General features: G+C 43.2%; 19 protein-coding genes and 2 pseudogenes. 9 read left to right on the top strand and 12 right to left on the bottom strand.

Annotation, left to right across the window (positions count from 1 at the left end; translation table 11 throughout):
- Window positions 1–68: 68 nt before the first annotated feature.
- Window positions 69–251, top strand: a pseudogene (locus MAE_RS36575) (hypothetical protein); the annotation flags it as partial.
- Window positions 252–310: 59 nt separating this feature from the next.
- The gene (locus tag MAE_RS27860) at window positions 311–2,464 is read left to right on the top strand and encodes an AAA-like domain-containing protein (RefSeq protein WP_012268272.1); all 2,154 of its coding nucleotides are present in this window, start codon (window positions 311–313) and stop codon (window positions 2,462–2,464) included.
- A gap of 141 nt (window positions 2,465–2,605) precedes the next feature.
- Here MAE_RS27860 and MAE_RS26805 read toward each other — a convergent pair whose 3' ends face one another.
- Complete coding sequence (locus tag MAE_RS26805) at window positions 2,606–4,264, bottom strand: IS1634 family transposase (protein WP_012268271.1); 1,659 nt, start codon at window positions 4,262–4,264, stop codon at window positions 2,606–2,608.
- Between the two features lie 191 nt (window positions 4,265–4,455).
- Here MAE_RS26805 and MAE_RS26800 point away from each other — a divergent pair, with 191 nt between their 5' ends.
- The 5 genes from MAE_RS26800 to MAE_RS26780 all read left to right on the top strand — a co-directional run bounded on the left by MAE_RS26800 (window position 4,456) and on the right by MAE_RS26780 (window position 6,923).
- Window positions 4,456–4,710, top strand: coding sequence for a hypothetical protein (locus tag MAE_RS26800; RefSeq protein ID WP_231859685.1), 255 nt, complete (start codon window positions 4,456–4,458; stop codon window positions 4,708–4,710).
- 990 nt (window positions 4,711–5,700) lie between these two features.
- On the top strand, window positions 5,701–5,901 hold the full coding sequence (locus MAE_RS35520) for a toxin-antitoxin system TumE family protein (protein WP_012268268.1): 201 nt from the start codon (window positions 5,701–5,703) through the stop codon (window positions 5,899–5,901).
- Window positions 5,898–6,053 (top strand): hypothetical protein, encoded by a 156-nt coding sequence (locus MAE_RS26795; protein ID WP_002754850.1) that lies wholly within the window; start codon window positions 5,898–5,900, stop codon window positions 6,051–6,053. The genes MAE_RS35520 and MAE_RS26795 overlap by 4 nt, the downstream gene beginning before the upstream one ends.
- Window positions 6,054–6,274: 221 nt before the next feature.
- A complete protein-coding gene (locus tag MAE_RS31235; protein WP_231859683.1) occupies window positions 6,275–6,517 on the top strand; it encodes a CHAT domain-containing protein in 243 nt (80 codons plus the stop codon).
- Window positions 6,518–6,587: 70 nt separating this feature from the next.
- Window positions 6,588–6,923 (top strand): LPP leucine zipper domain-containing protein, encoded by a 336-nt coding sequence (locus tag MAE_RS26780; RefSeq protein ID WP_002767007.1) that lies wholly within the window; start codon window positions 6,588–6,590, stop codon window positions 6,921–6,923.
- 62 nt (window positions 6,924–6,985) lie between these two features.
- On the opposite strand, the gene ureC is transcribed toward MAE_RS26780, so the two are convergent.
- The 11 genes and pseudogenes from ureC to acnB all read right to left on the bottom strand — a co-directional run bounded on the left by ureC (window position 6,986) and on the right by acnB (window position 16,374).
- Window positions 6,986–8,695 carry an urease subunit alpha gene (gene ureC, locus MAE_RS26775; RefSeq protein WP_012268266.1) on the bottom strand — a complete coding sequence of 570 codons (1,710 nt, stop codon included), beginning with the start codon at window positions 8,693–8,695 and terminating at the stop codon, window positions 6,986–6,988.
- 81 nt (window positions 8,696–8,776) lie between these two features.
- Window positions 8,777–9,673: a polyphosphate kinase 2 family protein gene (locus MAE_RS26770; RefSeq protein ID WP_002761380.1), complete on the bottom strand. Its 897-nt coding sequence runs from the start codon at window positions 9,671–9,673 to the stop codon at window positions 8,777–8,779.
- A gap of 178 nt (window positions 9,674–9,851) precedes the next feature.
- Window positions 9,852–10,193, bottom strand: a pseudogene (locus MAE_RS26765) (XisI protein).
- Window positions 10,186–10,293, bottom strand: a complete 108-nt coding sequence (locus MAE_RS35515; RefSeq protein WP_223210676.1) for a hypothetical protein — start codon at window positions 10,291–10,293, stop codon at window positions 10,186–10,188. The pseudogene MAE_RS26765 and the gene MAE_RS35515 overlap by 8 nt, the downstream one beginning before the upstream one ends.
- A gap of 64 nt (window positions 10,294–10,357) precedes the next feature.
- Window positions 10,358–11,323, bottom strand: coding sequence for a hypothetical protein (locus MAE_RS26760; protein WP_002797261.1), 966 nt, complete (start codon window positions 11,321–11,323; stop codon window positions 10,358–10,360).
- 131 nt (window positions 11,324–11,454) lie between these two features.
- A complete protein-coding gene (locus tag MAE_RS26755) occupies window positions 11,455–11,721 on the bottom strand; it encodes a BrnA antitoxin family protein (RefSeq protein WP_002746336.1) in 267 nt (88 codons plus the stop codon).
- Window positions 11,669–11,962, bottom strand: a complete 294-nt coding sequence (locus MAE_RS26750; RefSeq protein ID WP_002735016.1) for a BrnT family toxin — start codon at window positions 11,960–11,962, stop codon at window positions 11,669–11,671. Before MAE_RS26750 ends, MAE_RS26755 begins: the two co-directional genes overlap by 53 nt.
- Before the next feature lie 382 nt (window positions 11,963–12,344).
- The gene (locus MAE_RS34285) at window positions 12,345–12,521 is read right to left on the bottom strand and encodes a hypothetical protein (RefSeq protein WP_002797259.1); all 177 of its coding nucleotides are present in this window, start codon (window positions 12,519–12,521) and stop codon (window positions 12,345–12,347) included.
- A 72-nt stretch (window positions 12,522–12,593) separates the two neighbouring features.
- Entirely contained in the window at window positions 12,594–13,424 is an 831-nt protein-coding gene (locus tag MAE_RS26745) for a hypothetical protein (protein ID WP_002797258.1), read from the bottom strand.
- 6 nt (window positions 13,425–13,430) lie between these two features.
- A complete protein-coding gene (locus MAE_RS26740; RefSeq protein WP_002761370.1) occupies window positions 13,431–13,700 on the bottom strand; it encodes a DUF2584 domain-containing protein in 270 nt (89 codons plus the stop codon).
- A gap of 64 nt (window positions 13,701–13,764) precedes the next feature.
- The gene (gene acnB, locus MAE_RS26735) at window positions 13,765–16,374 is read right to left on the bottom strand and encodes a bifunctional aconitate hydratase 2/2-methylisocitrate dehydratase (RefSeq protein WP_002797256.1); all 2,610 of its coding nucleotides are present in this window, start codon (window positions 16,372–16,374) and stop codon (window positions 13,765–13,767) included.
- Between the two features lie 159 nt (window positions 16,375–16,533).
- Here acnB and deoC point away from each other — a divergent pair, with 159 nt between their 5' ends.
- Entirely contained in the window at window positions 16,534–17,211 is a 678-nt protein-coding gene (gene deoC / locus MAE_RS26730; protein ID WP_002797255.1) for a deoxyribose-phosphate aldolase, read from the top strand.
- A 283-nt stretch (window positions 17,212–17,494) separates the two neighbouring features.
- Window positions 17,495–18,244 carry an HAD family hydrolase gene (locus MAE_RS26725; RefSeq protein WP_012268263.1) on the top strand — a complete coding sequence of 250 codons (750 nt, stop codon included), beginning with the start codon at window positions 17,495–17,497 and terminating at the stop codon, window positions 18,242–18,244.
- The last annotated feature ends 60 nt before the right edge of the window (window positions 18,245–18,304 follow it).

The following is an 18,304-nucleotide window of genomic DNA, read 5'->3' as shown; positions in this document are numbered from 1 at the left end:
AAGCTTTATTGGTAAAGCGTTGTTAGACAAGACATCTTGATTGTGTTGCGGGAAGGGACTTTAACTTTACCAGAAGACATGGGTTCCGTAAAGGAGATTTAGTTTCTTCTCCTAAAGGAATTGGTTATGTTAGTGGAGATACCGAAAAACAGTTATCTGTAAGCGATGCCAATGGTCAACGATTGGGACAGATAGCCGTTAGCAAGATTCAGTTAATTCGTCGTTCTAACGGTTTAATTGTTTCTCACTGACTTATGTAAAGCCGCCCTCCGCTATCGCTAAAGGGCGGGGTTTCAGACCCAATTTTTCGATGACAAACCCAACTTCCTCGACTCCTTTTAGCTATCAAGTAGGCGGGAGCTTACCTGCCGAATATCGTGGGTATGTAGAGCGACAGGCCGATCGCGAATTGTACGATCGCCTGAAATCAGGAGAATATTGTTTTGTCTTTAACTCGCGGCAGATGGGCAAGTCTAGTTTGCGGGTGCGGGTGATGCAGAAGTTAGCGGCAGAGGGGGTGGCTTGTGCGGTCATTGACCCGCAAACCCGGGGAACCAGTTTGAGCGAGGATCAGTGGTATGCCGGAACCATAAAACGCTTGATCGATGATTTGCATTTACAAGAGAAAATCGATTTTTCGAGTTGGTGGAAGGATCTGGCGGCTCAGTCGATTTCGGCGGTCGAACGCTTTACTTATTTTATCGATCGCGTATTGCTGGCAGAACTCTCGCAAGATGTCGTCATTTTTGTCGAAGAAATTGATAACCTGCTCAGTCTCAAGTTTGATACCGATGGTTTTTTCATTCTGATTCGCTCTTTCTTTGAGCGGCGGGCGGAAGATCTGCGTTATCGGCGGCTGACTTTTGCGTTTTTAGGGGTGGCAACACCTTCCGATCTGATTGTCAGTAAGCGTAGTTCGGCGTTTAATATCGGTCGGGCGGTGGAGATGAGTGGCTTTCAACTCCAGGAAGCTCAACCGTTGATGCAGGGTTTGGTGGGCAAGGTGGACGATCCGCAGGCGGTGCTGCAAGCGGTGTTGTATTGGACGGGGGGACAGCCGTTTTTGACGCAGCGGGTCTTGAATTTGGTAGTGCAGGAGGCAGATTTGCGCCTATCGCCCCCAGATTTGGTGGCGCAGGTGGTGACGAGCCAGCTTATCGATAATTGGGAGGCGCAGGACGTGCCGCCGCATTTGAAAACGATTCGAGACAGGATTTTACGCAGTGACGAACGGCTACGGGGGCGACTGCTAGGGATTTATCAGCAAGTTTTGGATGCTGAACCCCCCCCTCTCTCATCCAGAAAGGAAGGGGGGATCATTGCCGATGAGAGCTACGAGCAACTGCAACTGCGGCTGACGGGTTTGGTGGTGAAGCGAGAGGGCAGGTTGAAAGTCTATAACCCCATCTACGCGCAGGTGTTTAATGGGCAGTGGGTGGCTCGCGCTTTGGCGGATTTGCGTCCGGGGTTTTATGGGGAGGCGTTTAAGGCTTGGCAGGAGGCACAAGAAGAGCAGAAAGAGTCGTTTTTGTTGCGGGGACAGGCGTTGCGGGAGGCGGAGACTTGGGCAAAAGGAAAGCGCTTGAGTAAAGAAGATGAACGCTTTTTAGATGATAGCCAGGATGTCGAAAAACGGGATATGGAAAGGCGATTGGCGGCGGAAACGGAAGCGAATCAGATTTTGACTGCGGCGAGGGAACAGGCGGAAACAGAATTAGAAACAGCGAACCAAGCATTATTAGAAACAAGGGAGGAATCCGGCAGAATCATCAAAAAAGCTAATCGACGCAATAAGCTTAGTTTGTTGGGGGCATTGGGAGCTATTGCCATTGCTGCTATTGCCGTTCCTATTTCGATAAAGGCAACGAATAATTTCAGGGTTGCCCAAACCAATATCACAAAACTGAACGGCGACAAACTGAGATTATTAGCAGACCAAAGGAAGTTACAGCAAGACAAAATTATTTTAGATAGCAATTTGCGCCAGACGAGGGGAAAGGAAAAATTAGCCCAGAAAAATCTCTCAGTAGCGCGAGGAAAGCTAAAGGATGCCGATCGCAAGTTCCAGCAGGCACAAAACCAAGCGCGATCGGCCCAGCAGCAATACCTACAAGCACAGGAACGGGTACTGGTAGCCTCGGCGCAGTTGGCTCAAGTCAACCGAGATAGGGCAGCCACAGAACGGGATAAGGTGGCAGCAGAGCAGCAGTTCCGACTTGCTGCAGCCCAGCAGCAAAAGGCAGAAAGGGCGGCGCGACAGGCAGAGATAGCGTTGCAACAGGCGCAGGAGGAACAGGAAACGATCCTTGCGGTCAATCGGTTAGAGCGATCGGGTGAGGTTGCCTCAAATAACTTTCAACCCACATTCCGCACCCTAAGTGTCACAACGTCTCAAAAGAGGAAGGGGCGCGAGTCAAAATACTTATCTAGAGGAGTGAGTTGGCGGCAAGCTGCCGGCAACTAAGCCGAAAATTTCAGAGTTCCCCCAGTCATTCTCAATAAACAGTGCTTGTTGAGAATGACTAGGCAATCAGACTTAACATCTAGGGGGAGATGTTCCAGTTGCTCGCTTTGTTTTGTCACCCCTTGAAGTCAATCCATCTGGTCAAGATAAGAGATAATATTCTTGGCAAGGTTTGGGGAAAAATCTCAAAATGTTGCGCCTCTCATCCGTTAAGTTGCTAATCTTTTGATTGTCTTGAATACGTAGGAGATGAATCCCTTGAAAGTTCTGAAATATCCAGCGTAATGTTGGTCGGTCAGTTAACTTACCCAACGGATTTTTCAGTCCCGTCTCCTGCTGTTTTAAACTTAAACGAAGTTGTCTTTGACCAATAGTATAAACCAGCAGGCACAAGCCCATGAGCATGGCCATGACCTCGATTCTATGGGGAGATTTGAGAAAGACACTGTGGGCAAAAAAGCAGGGGTCTTTGAGAAAAGAAAATCCTCTTTCCGGAGCTTGTTGCCCTTTATATTTTTTGAGTATATCCTCACTGCTTAATCGTTTTTTCTCCAAATCGTTAGTTGCTAAAACGAATCGTCCTGCTCGTTTCTTTAGCCTCTCAATGGCGGTCAAATTCAACTCTAATTTGGCTTGAACTTGATAGCTTTGAGAGGGTAAATCGTCTTTTGATTTGAGTTTTGACCCCTGGGACTCAGGCGGAATGAGATTGACTTTAATCTCCGTTAACTGATGAGATTTTAAGGAGTCAGATAATCCTTTGGCTATCGCCAACGCCACCGCTCTATTCTCAAATTCTCTTCGGGATAGTTGCCGGATTTTTTCTTGGGCAGAATTCTTTTCCTGCTCGATTTTTTTCTCTAATTTTTTCAAGTCTGATTCTTGTCTAGCTTGACTTTCAACTAGCAACCATCTTTGTTCTATCCCCCCATAGTTAGAGCTTGTTTCCCGCCAGGAATAACCCGGTATTTCTGAATCGGTTAACTCTTTTTCTGAGATGCTATCGACTAACTCTTGAGCCTCTTTAATGCTTAATGGTACTCGAGACAACCAACGCATTTCTTTCATTAGTTTTAAATTCTCTTTGCTATAGAGGGCGCTATCGCCGACTATTAAACTGTCAAAGTCAACTTGTTTTTTAAATTCTCGGGCGATTTGACCAAAAACCGCTTTGTCCGCTTCATTTCCGTCCCCTACTTTCAGGAATAAAGGTACATCTCCATCCCCACTTACGATTAAGTCAATCATAAATTGTTTTAAGTCAGGTCGTCGGTCGCGGGAGTATCCGTAGGTAATTTTTATTGGCTGTTGTCCGGTTTCAATTTCTTCTCCCACTGCTCCTGATTTCAGGATTTCTACTGTTGGGTATTCCTTTTTATATTCTCCTTCTACTGATAGAGAAGTCGAATCTAAATGGGAGTTCTCGGTTGCTACACCAAATTTTTTCACGGCGGCTAAACTAATCAGTAGGAAAATGACCGAAACATTAAGTTGATAAAGTTTGTCCATTACTCGACCAATTTTATCATCATTCAGGTGTTTTGGTTCGATGCCCTCTCCCAGCAGATGTTCGGTTGCTTTATCTTCAAAAAATTGAGGAAATAAATACAAGGCTCGGGAGACAAATCCCAATCCATTCAGGATAATTGCTTTCACGACTTGCCCCGCTGTGACAATTTCTCCTCGCTCAATTGAGACTTGTTCGTTGATAATTTCAACGATTCCTATTTCATCGATAATTCCGGCTACTAATCCCAGATGGTCTAGATTTTTGACTTCAATTTCTGTTGATTGATTCATGGTCGAACAGTCCACTCGCCTCAGTTTTCCAACAATTCCTATTTTTTCATAATTAGGGGTCTCAAGACCCCCCTAGCGGCCACCGAGAAAACCTTCACCAGCTAGGTATTTTTACTCAAGTCTCTGGAGGGGGACAGCTTATGTGACAGTTGAGGGTGCGGAATGTGGGCTGTAATTGGTTAAAAAACTATTTGATTGTCAATCCTCAAATGCTGGCTAAATTATCGACCTGCCAAACTGCTGACCTCACCCAGCCTGGTGCGAGTATTTTGATGAAACAAAGCGAAGCCTTGGCTAGGGAAGGCAAAATCAACGAAGCAATTGAAGGCTTTAAAATCGCCCAAAAGTGGAATCCTAGCCTCCGTTTTGATCCCGTCGCCCGCGCCAACCAACTCGCCAACGACGCTAAAACCGACATTCCGCCTATGATTCAGTCTACTCAGTAGTCAAAAGTCAAAAGTATAATCTGAGAGAGAAGGAGAAAAGAGAAAAAATGAACCCAAAAATTGACCATAGATCAAAAGGACTTCAGCCCTTAGTTTGACAATTATTGGAGAGGTCTAGTGTAGCGGCACAAGCAACCTGCGCCCTCTGGATATCTTAGCAATTGTCTATAATGCAAAAGTAGCTACAAGACTTCCTATTATGAAGGAACTCAAACTCATCTCTCATCGGAAATTTTGGGTCTGAAACCCCGCCGTTCTAGGTTGGCTTTACGTTAGAATTAAAAGGCCAGTCTCGAAAACCAAGTGGACGGCGCAGCACCTTGAAAACTCGGCTTAGGGGGTTCCGACCAGAAAAGCTTGGCCGGGTAAAAAGTCGCGCGCAACAAGTACAAGAAGCTATAGGCGGTCAACGTACCGTGGGACACACGGAATCGGGCTTCTGAAATGGGGCGAAAGTCTGTGGACTCTGTGTAAGACAGTACATGGTTTTTTAACTGTGGTATGCGACGGTGGTGGAAGCAGAAACTTAAATCGTGAGGTTTAGGAATCGCCGCACTTTTAGGGCGGCGAGGATGTCAACACTCCGGCTCCCTCAAACCTCTAATCGAAGGCGCAATCGCTGAAGCCCTACGTTCCACTGAAGCGGGTATCCAGCGTACCGAACAACGACTGCGAGAATTTGAGGACAAATATCAACTGTCCACAGCAGAATTTCTGCATCGCTACGAAAACGACGAATTTCAGGAAACCCTGGAACTTGACGAATGGATTGGCGAATTGCGAATGCTACAATGCCTACAGGAAAAAGCAGAAAGACTCAGAGGAATTGAATTTGTTAATTGAAGATTATTTTCAACAGATTTAAACAATTCTCGCAACCTGTTCAGTAATAAAATTTTTTACGCTAGATTGTGAAAAACGCGATAGTTACGAAGGATTTATTCGAGCCGAAATTAAATTCATTGATAATTCAGTTTTATTAATCGTAATATGTACGCTTATCAGTATATGAATACCATGAATACCTTAATTTTCCGTTATGATAATACTCCACATCATAAAAAGCTGAACCTCCCAACCTATCCCCATCACAAACATGACAGCAGTGAAGAAAATGTAATCTCGTCCGCTGCTCCAACGCTCTTAGAAGTTCTTCAGGAAATTACCGCCAGAATCAGGAGTTTTCTATGAATGAACTAAAAGGAATCAGTATCAATAAACTGATTGAATATCTTTCCACCAACACTTTAGCCGAATTTAATGCCTATACTAGATTTAAGGAAATGGCAGCTAATGGCAACCCAGAAGAAGGATTGAAAATCTTGGCTAAATTTGATAAGTAGGTCGGCGTTAAAAGTTGTCAGATGCCCCCCTTATTAAGGGGGGATTAAGGGGGGATCCCCCCGCCTATCGGCATCCCCCTTATCAAGGGGGCAGGGGGGATCAAACCTAAAATCCATTTTTAATTTAATTATAACCAGCTACTTAATTAATATACAGTATAAAGCATTAATTATCATCAAAAAATCACCAAACTAGAAGCGTAGGTGAAGGGATTTATGGATTGCGCCGCGCTTTAGTTATTGCGGGAAGTGAAAGCCAATTAATTAGCCTTTGGAAAGTATCTGATGACGCAACTAAAGATTTAATGGTCGCCTATTATGGACGCTTACAAAAAGGAGAAGGACGCAGTGAAGCTTTACGACAAATTCAACTAGGAATGCTCAAGGGTGAGAAGCAAAAACATCCTTTTTATTGGGCCAGTTTTATTCTCTCTGGTGATGCAACTTCGATGCAATTTGACTGATTAAGGGTTAGGAGTTAAACTTAGTGGTAAGATTATTGGTATCACAAACAATTACTAGGAGAGTCACACAATGGCAACATTTACAGAAAACGACCTCAAAGAATTAAAAGACTTTATTGTAGGACAATTCAAAGAAGTTAATGACAAAATAGACAAGTCATCTGAACAACTTAATGGCAAAATAGACAGATTATCTGAACAACTTAATAGCAAAATAGACAAGCTATCTGAAGAAGTGAATAACTTAAGAGTTGACATAGCAAATATTAAAGGAGAATTAACAGGCGTGAATAAACGACTAGATAACTTGGAATTTACTAATCGAACCATCTTTGTTGCTATTGTTGCTGCACTAATGGCAGGATTAGTTAAGTTATTTTTACCAAACCTTCCTACTAATCCTTAACTGTGATTCAAAAAGAAAACGGGTTTTTTGAAAAAACCCGTTTTCTGAATCTGAAATCGAATTCAAAATAGGAAATAGCGTTGGGCCATGGGTAAAACCGTAGCGGGTTCACAGATTAATAATTCCCCGTCAGCACGCACCTCGTAGGTTTCGGGATTAACTTCCATGCGCGGTAAAGCGTCATTAAGCTTCATACTAGCCTTACTGATATTGCGCGTATTCGACACGGCCACGGCGGTTTTTTTCAGCTTTAACTTCTCAGGAATGCCCGCTTTCATAGCATATTTAGAAACAAATGTCAAGGAAGTTTTGGCGATCGCACCACCAAAAGAGGCAAACATGGGACGCATATAAACCGGTTGGGGTGTGGGAATACTGGCATTAGCATCGCCCATTTGCGCCCAGGCGATTAAACCGCCTTTCAGGACAATTTCCGGTTTTACGCCAAAAAATGCCGGTTTCCAGAGAACCAAATCGGCTAATTTGCCCACCTCGATGGAACCGACATAATCGGAGACACCATGGGTAATAGCAGGATTAATCGTATATTTAGCAATATATCGTCTTGCTCGCAGATTATCATTCTCTCCCGTTTCCCCGGTCAGTCTGCCCCGTTGTACCCGCATTTTGTGGGCAGTTTGCCAAGTGCGGATAATTACTTCCCCCACCCGTCCCATCGCTTGAGAATCGGAGGAAATTATACTAAAAGCCCCTAAATCGTGGAGAATATCCTCGGCGGCAATAGTTTCGCGGCGGATGCGGGATTCAGCAAAAGCCACATCTTCGGGAATACTCCGGTCTAAATGATGACAAACCATCAACATATCGAGGTGTTCCTCTAAGGTATTCGTCGTATAGGGACGCGTGGGATTGGTAGAGGAGGGTAAAACGTTCATTTCCCCGCAAACCCTGATAATATCGGGAGCATGACCACCACCGGCTCCTTCCGTGTGGTAGGTGTGAATGACGCGATTTTTAAAAGCGGCGATAGTGGCCTCAACAAAACCGGCCTCATTGAGAGTATCGGTATGAATCGCCACCTGCACATCGTACTTATCGGCCACGCTTAAACAGGTATCAATGGCTGCCGGAGTGGTTCCCCAATCTTCATGGAGTTTTAAGCCAATTACCCCCGCTTTTACCTGTTCCGCTAGTCCTTCCGGCTGACTGCTATTGCCTTTACCCAAAAAACCCAAATTCATCGGGAAAGCTTCGGCCGCCTCTAGCATTCGATAGATGTGCCATTCTCCCGGGGTGCAGGTGGTGGCATTAGTTCCCGTTGCAGGTCCGGTCCCGCCACCAATCATTGTGGTAATCCCCGACGCAATCGCTGTCTCAATTTGTTGGGGACAGATAAAATGAATATGGGCATCAATCCCCCCTGCTGTCAAAATCATCCCTTCCCCAGCTAATGCCTCGGTAGCAGGACCGATAATAATATCGACATTATCTTGAATGTGGGGATTGCCCGCCTTACCGATTTTATAAATTTTGCCGTCTTTAATGCCCACATCGGCTTTAACGATGCCCCACCAGTCGAGAATTAAGGCATTAGTAATCACTAAATCTACCGCCCCATCTTCCCTAGAAATGGGGGATTGGCCCATCCCATCGCGAATTACTTTACCGCCGCCGAATTTTACCTCATCGCCGTAGGTGGTGAAATCTTTTTCGACTTCGATAAATAATTCCGTGTCTGCGAGGCGAACTTTATCTCCGACGGTGGGGCCGTAGGTTTCTGCATAGGTGCGGCGATCAATGCGATAATTCATAGGGGTAATTCTCTCAAATCGACATTGATTATACGATCGATTTTCCGGCAATTATCGCTTTTTGGGGATTTTCTTCCATTTTTAATCTGGCTCGTTTTCGAGGATTTCTTTGGCTTTCAGTAAAGCTTGGTGATGTTCTTCGGTGACGGTGGGATATTTTAAACCAAGGGATTCGAGGGTGTGATAAATAACCGCCCCCACAGCTAAACGGGTAAACCATTTGCGATCAGCCGGGATAATATACCAGGGGGCCCATTCGGTACTGGTATGATTGAATACCTCCTCGTAGGCTTTCATGTAATCACCCCAAAAAGCTCTTTCTTTGACATCATTTTCAGAAAACTTCCAGTTTTTTTCGGGGCGATCAATTCTTTCTAAAAAGCGTTTTTTCTGTTCTCCTTTAGAAACATTGAGAAAGAATTTCAGGACAATAACCCCATTGTTAACCAGATATTTTTCAAAATTATTAATCTCCTCAAAACGTCGCTGCCAAACTTTCTTGGTTCTGTCTTCTGGGGGGAGTTTTTGCCGTTCCAATAAATTTTGATGGACGCGCACGACTAATAATTCTTCGTAGTAAGAACGATTAAAAATACCGATACGACCCCGCTCCGGTAAGGCTTTATAATATCGCCAGAGATAATCGTGGTCTAGTTCTTCGGCCGAGGGAACTTTAAAGCTAAATACCTGACAGCCTTGGGGATTTAAACCCGACATAACGTGCCTGATCGTACCATCTTTACCTGCCGCATCCATCGCTTGCAGATTAATTAACAGGGCATAGGTATCCTGAGCATAAAGTTTATCTTGAAACTCGGCCATTTTTTCGATCCCCTGTTGCAGCAGCAGCGTGGCATCTTCTTTGGTAATGTAGTCTGGCTTAAACCCGGGATCGTAGTCTTTGTGCAGAGAAATTTCTTTACCCGGTGGCACTATTAAGGATTGTAAAAATGCTTGGCGATCAATTTTGCTGACCATGCTCTTCTCCTTGATTGTTTTGACCCCTAAGATTACATTGTAGCACTTTTGCTCGGAAAATATCTAACCCTTGAACCGGCGAGCCAAAGATGAAGTGACAGAAATGACTTGGAAACAAGTATATTTAAATATTCGATTTTAGATACTCCTCATCTGACGAGAAAGTAAAGAATAATTTTTAGGCGATCGCAAATTCGGTAAACTGACGCACTTCGGGAGGTTGAAAAGCTAAAACTATCTCACTGCTGGGAATTCCTACGCGCATTAATTCCGTGGCGATACCTGCTTCTGTCCAATCTTATTCAATATAAATTTTGTCATTTTTTAGACGAAGATAAACGGAAATCGCTTTAATTCGTTTGCCATTTTTCCAGCCAATATTAAACCAAAGATATTGGCTTCTATTATGGTCAAACATCAATATTTCTTCTATGTCTTGATCGGGTACTTGTGAGGAAATTTCTGCATATTCTGTGAGAATTTTCTTGATTATGCTTTGATAATAATTTAGTTTATCCATTGAACGATTCCTCCTGATTAGTGTCAACAATTAACAATAAAATTTGATACTTTTGCAAGATTATTTGTATGGCAGCTTGAGCAAAAAACTTTTCATAAATTTCTTGTCCGATTAAAAAAATAAAGAAATTAATACATACAAGATATTTATTACAATTTCAACAATTAATCTCGAAAATTGTCCGAACCACAGGTAAGACATGTACCATCATCAGGATCTATGACATTACCCAGACAATCTTCAGCTGTGCAATCTTCCCGCAATACTTCATAAGATTCATTACATACAAGGCAATAAATAGTGTTGCTAGTTGGTTCATTAGGTATTAGTTGAGCTAATCTTGGAATCTGTTCGTCTTCGTAATCTTCCCTAAAACCACTATAACAACTAGGACAGAAATAACGTCTTGTTTTTTTATTAAAATTAAAATATTTATTATTTTCTGAAGGTGTTAATAAATCAATTACAAGGTTTATTTCCAAAGCCAGCCAATTATATAATTCTCTGGTTTCAGAGCTATATAGAACAGATTCAGGTTCATTTTGAATGAATTGTCCTCGAATTTTTATCCACGAGTTTGGCTCTATCAAATAATGACAAATTTCTAGAATTTCAACAAACAGATCTTTAGTTTTTATATATAATTCAGGATCTACAGTGTGCATAATTATATTTCGCTTGCTTCTCAAATCTTCAAATCTTTGTCGAAAGTTATCTGGTAATCGACCAGTCGATACGGTATTATAAACTTTGACTAAATCCTGTGCATCAATTGTTTTAAATTCACTAAAACGGATATTGCGCTCATGAGATTTACTGGGATAATTACTCGGATCTCCTGAAATTAGTAAATACGGGCTAACTGTAGCAATATGACCTTTTAAGAGAAATTCGGTTCCTTGTTGAATAAGGGAAAGGGCTGTACTCAATGGACGTTGTGCTTGTTTCCAATATTGCTCAGATGACAATTGATCGATTACTTCTTCATTCTCATCGCTATAATACACATTATAAAAATATTCCGCATCCTTAAGTTTTGTAGATAAACTTATCAGCGTATCCCAAGCCAGATTTAAAAAATCAATGCCAGCGGATTTAAAATCATCTCCAGTCGGTACATCTATAATCATAATTTTTCGTACTCACTTTTATCATTTCATTTAAGGCGATTTATTGGTAAATGAGATTGTGTGGCTTTTCATCCCGCTCAAAATGATAGCGAACTTTTTTATTGTGTGGCTTGTACCCGAACTAAACTTGACTATACTTTGTGAGCCTCCGCATAAATCCGTAAAGCGGCGGACATTTTTTGTTCACAATCCTCGCCCTGTGATTGAAACCAAGCTAGGGTTTCGGGATCTACTTGAACAAGAACATTTACTTTCTCTACAGGTTTCCACCACCGCGATTTACTAAAAAACTCCTCGGTTAAGGGCGGAATATCGGATGTGTCGATTTCCTCTTCCGTAAGAGCGTCAACTTTCTCCCAATTCGTCTCGGAGGTATTGTTCATATCGTTTTCGTTCATAGGGTAAAGCTTTACGAAGTGAAATAATACGAATTGTATCTCTACTCGGTTCTGTAAAAACGACAACTACCACTCGGCCATCGAGCGTACCGATTCCTATCAATCGATCTTCGCCATAATTTTCTCGTTCGTCAAGGGAAACTCGAATGGGATGTTCAAATATCCGCTGCGCGTCCGCGAAGTCTAGATCGTGCTTGATGATATTCGCTCGGTTCTTTTGTCGATCCCACTCGAATTTCATATTTTTATTTTATCGAGTTGTCATTCCGTATATCGAAAAAAATCCTATAATTGTCGAAAATTCGATCGTTAGAGGGGTCATCTTGATCGAAATCAAAAGAAATCTTTCGCCTCGATCGAAATGACCCATAACCGGTCAACTAACTCAAAACACCGGAAGGAATCCCTAAGATATCCTCAATCTTAGGTAAATCTTCTAGGGGAATTACCTGGCCTTCATCCTCAAAACCAGCGATTTCAATTAAGATTGAGAATATTAATACTAGACAGGATAAGAGCTTCATGTATCTAGAATGTATCAAACTAATCGGTCATGACTATAAAAACAAATCAGGGGGTAGATAACCCCCTTGTGTACAAATGATCTGGCAAATACATAAGAACTAATTAGCTGATGGTCGGAATTTTTGTTGTATTTTAGCCTTTATTCGAGCAATAAAGCTGGATTTGCTCTTTTTTTCGGGATCTTCGTAGATAAAAGTTTTGGCACTACCATCTTCTAATATTTCAATTAACTTTAAACTAGGTGCTTGTCTCTGTTGTTTTAGTGACTCAGACATAATAGTTTCCTCTGTGGTTTAGGTCTTAACCCTACTGTTATCATGAGTCAATTGCTTAACCTAGTCAATACCCTAGACATTATTCTTCATTCTCCAGAGTAATTTAACAACGTTATTGTATTGTGTCATCCAGTCTAAAATACTACTATGCAGATTTCTATCATTCATTGAGCTTAAATCTGCACTATCATCGGTATCAACAGCTAATAGTCCCAGAATAGAACTTTTTTGCAGTGCAGCTACAGCTAACACAATTTTTATATGAGGATTAATTAATAGTTCATTGTCTCTTTGGAGAGGGACATAAGAAGACGGTAATTGCTGGGAATTAGAAATATCAATAAACTCCAACGCATACTTTCTTTTAGTCTTCAGGTATGTGTAACCAATTACCCCTTCATCTAATTCAAAAAGTGCCTCTAGTTCCCTATCAGATACATTGCTAGTTTTACATACCATTTGGAGATTCCAAGTAAATAACTTTTGTCTCACTGGTATCCACAAGGATACTCTGATATTGCCTTTTAGATTAAATTTTTGTTTTATATTAACAGATAATTCTTCTAAAAAACTACTGATTGCTGGCACAATATTTAAGCGAATTGTTTCTAAAAGTTCAACAGTATCTTGTCCAGTCTGTGTTTGAGAGAGTAAAACAGGAATTCCTAAGATAATAATAGATATAATCGTAACTATTTGAGGGCTTTTTAATAATTTCCATTCCCTAGGTATAGGACTATTCTCTCCTGTAAAAAATGAACTTGCATCCCCTAAACCTGTCACAATTGCTACTATTAAGTATAACAAAAATATGAGTTTTTCCCAAGGCTTGAATTTTCTGAGAAAATAATCAAATTCATACTTAATAATTCTTGCAATAATTATTCGTTGTTGATCCTTCATCTAATTTCAAGTTTCTTTGACAATAAAAGGGACTGGATAAATCCTATCAATTCTAAATAAAACTGTTGTTTGACGATTTTCCCAAACTAATTTTTCAATGATAACATCTGCGTAGGCGACCCAATGTTCATTTACCAAAGGAATGGGAACATCAACAGGAATAATTCTATAATCTTCTTTGCTCCCTTGATACTGTTTAGATAATTCCAAACTTTCTGGATAACCTTGAGATGGTTTTAACTTTAAAATACTATTCACTTCACAGGGCATCCCCATAAATTTTACCTCTTTATTTTCTGAACAAAAGGTGAGCTTTTCATAGCTCACCCTCAACTTCATACTAACTCAAAACACCAGAAGGAATCCCTAAGATATCCTCAATCTTAGGTAAATCTTCTAGGGGAATTACCCGGCCTTCATCCTCAAAACCAGCGATTTCATTAAAGTTCAAATAGCGGTATAAATCGCTGGCAAAAGGATTAATTTTCTCGGTGACAATTGCGAGGTATTCCTCGACGGTGGGAATGCGTCCCAGCAGCGCACAAACCGCCGCTAATTCGGCGGAACCGAGATAGACTCGCGCATCTTTTCCCATGCGATTATTGAAGTTACGAGTCGAGGTAGAAAATACCGTTGCTCTGTCTTCAACCCGCGCTTGATTACCCATACAAAGGGAACATCCAGGCATCTCGGTACGCGCCCCAGAAGCGGCAAAAATGCCATACATTCCCTCATCGCGCAATTGTTTTTCATCCATGCGGGTGGGGGGACAAATCCACAGTTTAGCCTTAGCAACTCCTGCCCCTTCTAATATCTTAGCGGCGGCGCGATAATGGCCGATATTAGTCATACAAGAACCGATGAACACCTCATCAATTTTATCCCCGGCGCATTCCGACATTAACTTGATATTATCGGGGTCATTGGGTGCGGCGACAATTGGTTCTTTAATCTCGTTTAAGTTGACGGTGATAATATCCGCATATTCGGCATCCTTATCCGCCTCCATCAGGACAGGATTAGCTAACCATTGTTCCATTTTTGCTACCCGACGTAGGATAGTTTTGGCATCACTATAACCCCGGGCTGCCATATTTTTTAACAGGGCCACATTAGAGCGTAAATATTCCGCCACTGTCTCGGTACTTAACTTAATCGTACAACCGGCACAGGAACGTTCCGCCGTGGCATCGGTTAACTCAAAAGCCTGTTCTAATTTCAAATCCGGCAGCCCTTCCATCTCCATAATGCGACCGTTAAAAACATTTTTTTTGTTCTGTTTTTCCACGGTTAATTTACCCTCTTGGATGGCAACGTAGGGAATAGCATTAACAATATCGCGCAGAGTTACACCTGGTTGTAATTCCCCCGTAAAACGCACTAAAACCGATTCCGGCATATCCAAAGGCATTACTCCCAAAGCGGCGGCAAATGCCACTAAACCCGACCCCGCAGGAAAGGAAATTCCCAGGGGAAAACGAGTATGAGAATCGCCTCCAGTCCCCACCGTATCCGGCAATAACATCCGATTTAACCAGGAGTGAATAATGCCATCTCCCGGACGTAAAGCCACCCCACCCCGGGTAGAGAAAAAGTCCGGTAATTGGTGATGAGTTTGAATATCAACCGGTTTCGGATAGGCTGCCGTGTGACAGAAACTCTGCATGACTAAATCGGCGCTAAAACCTAAACAGGCTAACTCTTTTAACTCGTCTCTGGTCATCGGGCCGGTGGTATCCTGAGACCCTACCGTAGTCATAATTGGGTCACAGGAAGTACCCGGCCGCACCCCGGGTAAACCGCAAGCTTTGCCGACCATTTTTTGCGCTAGGGTGTAACCTTTACCCGTGTCACTAGGCATAGTTGGACGGGTAAATAGGGTACTAGCCTCAAGTCCCAAGGCGTGACGGGTTTTATCGGTGAGACTGCGACCGATTAAGAGGGGAATACGACCGCCGGCCCGCACTTCATCCAGAATTGTCTCAGGTTTGAGGCTAAAAGTGCTAATAGTTGCGCCCGCTTCGTTGGTGATTTTGCCTTCGTAGGGATAGATTTTAATCACATCCCCCGTGTTCATTTGGCTAACATCGCATTCAAGCGGTAAAGCGCCGGAATCCTCAGCAGTATTAAAGAAGATAGGGGCGATTTTACTGCCTAAAATATAGCCACCAGCACGTTTATTAGGTACAAAGGGAATATCATCGCCAATATGCCAGAGAACCGAGTTAATCGCCGATTTTCGGCTGGAACCAGTCCCGACCACATCCCCCACATAGGCGACCGGATGGCCTAATTTTTTCAATTCGGCAATGGTTTCTAAGGACCCAGGTTGACGGGTTTCTAACATAACCAAAGCATGAAGGGGAATATCAGGCCGGGTGGTGGCATGGGGAGCGGGAGATAGGTCATCTGTATTGGTTTCTCCTGGGACTTTGAAGACGGTGACGGTAATTTCTTTAGCAAGTTTCGGTTTAGCGATAAACCAAGCACCATTGGCCCAAGCATCGATGACCTGTTTAGCATAGGGATTGGTGTCGGATAATTCCAAAACCTCGTTAAATGCGTCGAATACCAGCAGGGTTTTACTTAAAGCACTGGCAGCGGCGGCGGCGATATTAATATCTCTGGATTTCAGCAGTTCAATCAGAGAATGAACGTTATAACCACCTACCATGGTTCCCAGTAAGCTAACCGCACCCTGAGCGGAGATAACGCTAGATTTTATTTCACCTTTGGCAATTCCTGTTAAAAATCCCGCTTTAACGTAGGCCGCTTCATCAACTCCGGGGGGAACACGGTCACGCAGCAGGGTCAGCAATTCTCCTTTGAGTTCTTCGGACGGATTTTTGAGTATTTCGCATAATTCCGCCGTTTGTTGAGCGTTGAGGGGAAGGGGAGGGATACCTAATTTCGCTCGGTCGGCAACGTGCTGATGATACGCTTCTAACATAGGTCTATTGTCTCCTAGTCTTCACTTGTGACGGTTTCTTCCTAGGTTACTGGATTTTTGCTAGTCTCTGAATTTCTAGGTTAACGAGAGATGACTTTGCTGTGCGATTTCCATAAAATGAGAAAATAGCGATCGATTGACTATATTGAGGCTTAGATAATGGCTATCACCGATTCTGATCTAGATTTAGCACAATATATCGACCATTCTCTCCTCATCCCCACCGCCACCAGTGAACAATTAGAGGCTTACTGTCAACAGGCCGAACAATATCGTTTTCCCACCGTCTGCGTTTATCCCGCTGCCGTTAAGCAAGCGGTGCAGTTACTCCACGGCAAAAAAACTTTAGTTTCTACCGTGATTGGTTTTCCCGCGGGGGCCACTACCTCCGCAGTTAAACGTTATGAGGCTTTAGAAGCCGTAGATAATGGTGCCAAGGAGTTAGATGTGGTTATTAATCTCGGTTGGCTAAAAGATGGGAAATCTGAGCAATTATTCCAAGAAATTGCTAGTATTTGTCAGGAAACTGGCCAGACGGTAAAAGCGATTCTGGAAACCTCGCAACTGACGGACACCGAGAAACGCTTAGCGGCGGAAATTTGCATGGATGCAGGAGTCAGTTATCTAAAAACCAGTACCGGCTGGTTTGGAGGTGCAACGGTTAGCGATGTGAAGTTTCTCAAGGAAATTAGCAAAGGCCGGGTAGGAATTAAAGCATCCGGCGGAATTCGCACCCTAGAACAAGCGATCGCTCTTATCCGGGCCGGGGCCACCCGTCTGGGAACTTCCCGCGGTGTCGATTTAGTCCGTCAGCAAAAAGCCGCTTTTGAGGAATAATACTAAATCCTGTTTAAAAGGTATAGGAAAGTGGGGTGTGGGGTGTAGGGTAGTGGGGTGTGGGGTGTAGGGTAGTGGGGTAGTGGGGTAGTGGGGTGTGGGGTGTGGGGTAGTGGGGTGTGGGGTGTGGGGTAGTGGGGTGTGGGGTGTAGGGAAGTGGGAAGTAGGGAAGTGGGGGGATGGGGAGAATAAATAGAAATAATCTCCTGTCTCCTATCTCCTGAATCCTGTCTCCTGAGAGCTAAAATGATGGCTGACATTCAATAAAAATAAGGGGGTTTATTTGTCGATAATTCGCTGTGGTAATCGAGAATTTAGAGATATTCAAGGGATTGTTTTTGATAAGGACGGTACGCTAGAGGATTCGCGGGCTTTCTGGTACGATCGAGCTATAGCCCGGATACAAGCCATTGAATCGCAAATCCCTGGTTTAGAGTCTTTATTAACTAAAACTTTCGGTATTGGGGCAAATAGTCTCAATCCTGCCGGTTTAATGGCAGTGGGCAGCCGCAGAGATAATCATATCGCCGCTGCCGGTTGTATTGCTTCCACCGGCCGGGATTGGTTAACGGCAATGGCGATCGCAAAAGCGGCCTTCCAAGCGGCCGATGAAAAGGTTCCCCCCCGCTTCAATCCCCTCTATCCCCAATGTTTAGAAGTAATTCGTTATCTGCACGCGGCCGGGTTACAATTAGCGATTCTTTCCTCCGATACCACAGCACGAGTGGAGCAATTTGTCAAGGAAAATGGCCTATTAAATTATATTAAAATTGCCCAGGGCTGCGATCGAGGTTTAAGTAAACCCGATCCCCTATTATTGCAAGAAACCTGTCAAGCTTTGGGGATCGCAGTGGACAAAACCCTGATGGTGGGGGACACTAGGGCCGATTGGGAAATGGCTAAACAGGCAAAATCAGCAGCAGCGATCGCAATTAGTTGGCAACCGGAAACCCATCAAGATTTACAATTAGCTGATGTGGTCATTAGAGAACTGACTGCCATCTCGGTTATCAGTTATGATTTTAGCTGTTAGGAGACAGGATTCAGGATTCAGGATTCAGGATTCAGGAGTCAGGAGATTATTTTTTATTTA

The sequence above is a fragment of the Microcystis aeruginosa NIES-843 genome (genome assembly GCF_000010625.1).
In the GTDB taxonomy this organism is placed as follows: Bacteria; Cyanobacteriota; Cyanobacteriia; order Cyanobacteriales; family Microcystaceae; genus Microcystis; species Microcystis aeruginosa.
This window is presented reverse-complemented; position numbering and strand designations above follow the sequence as displayed.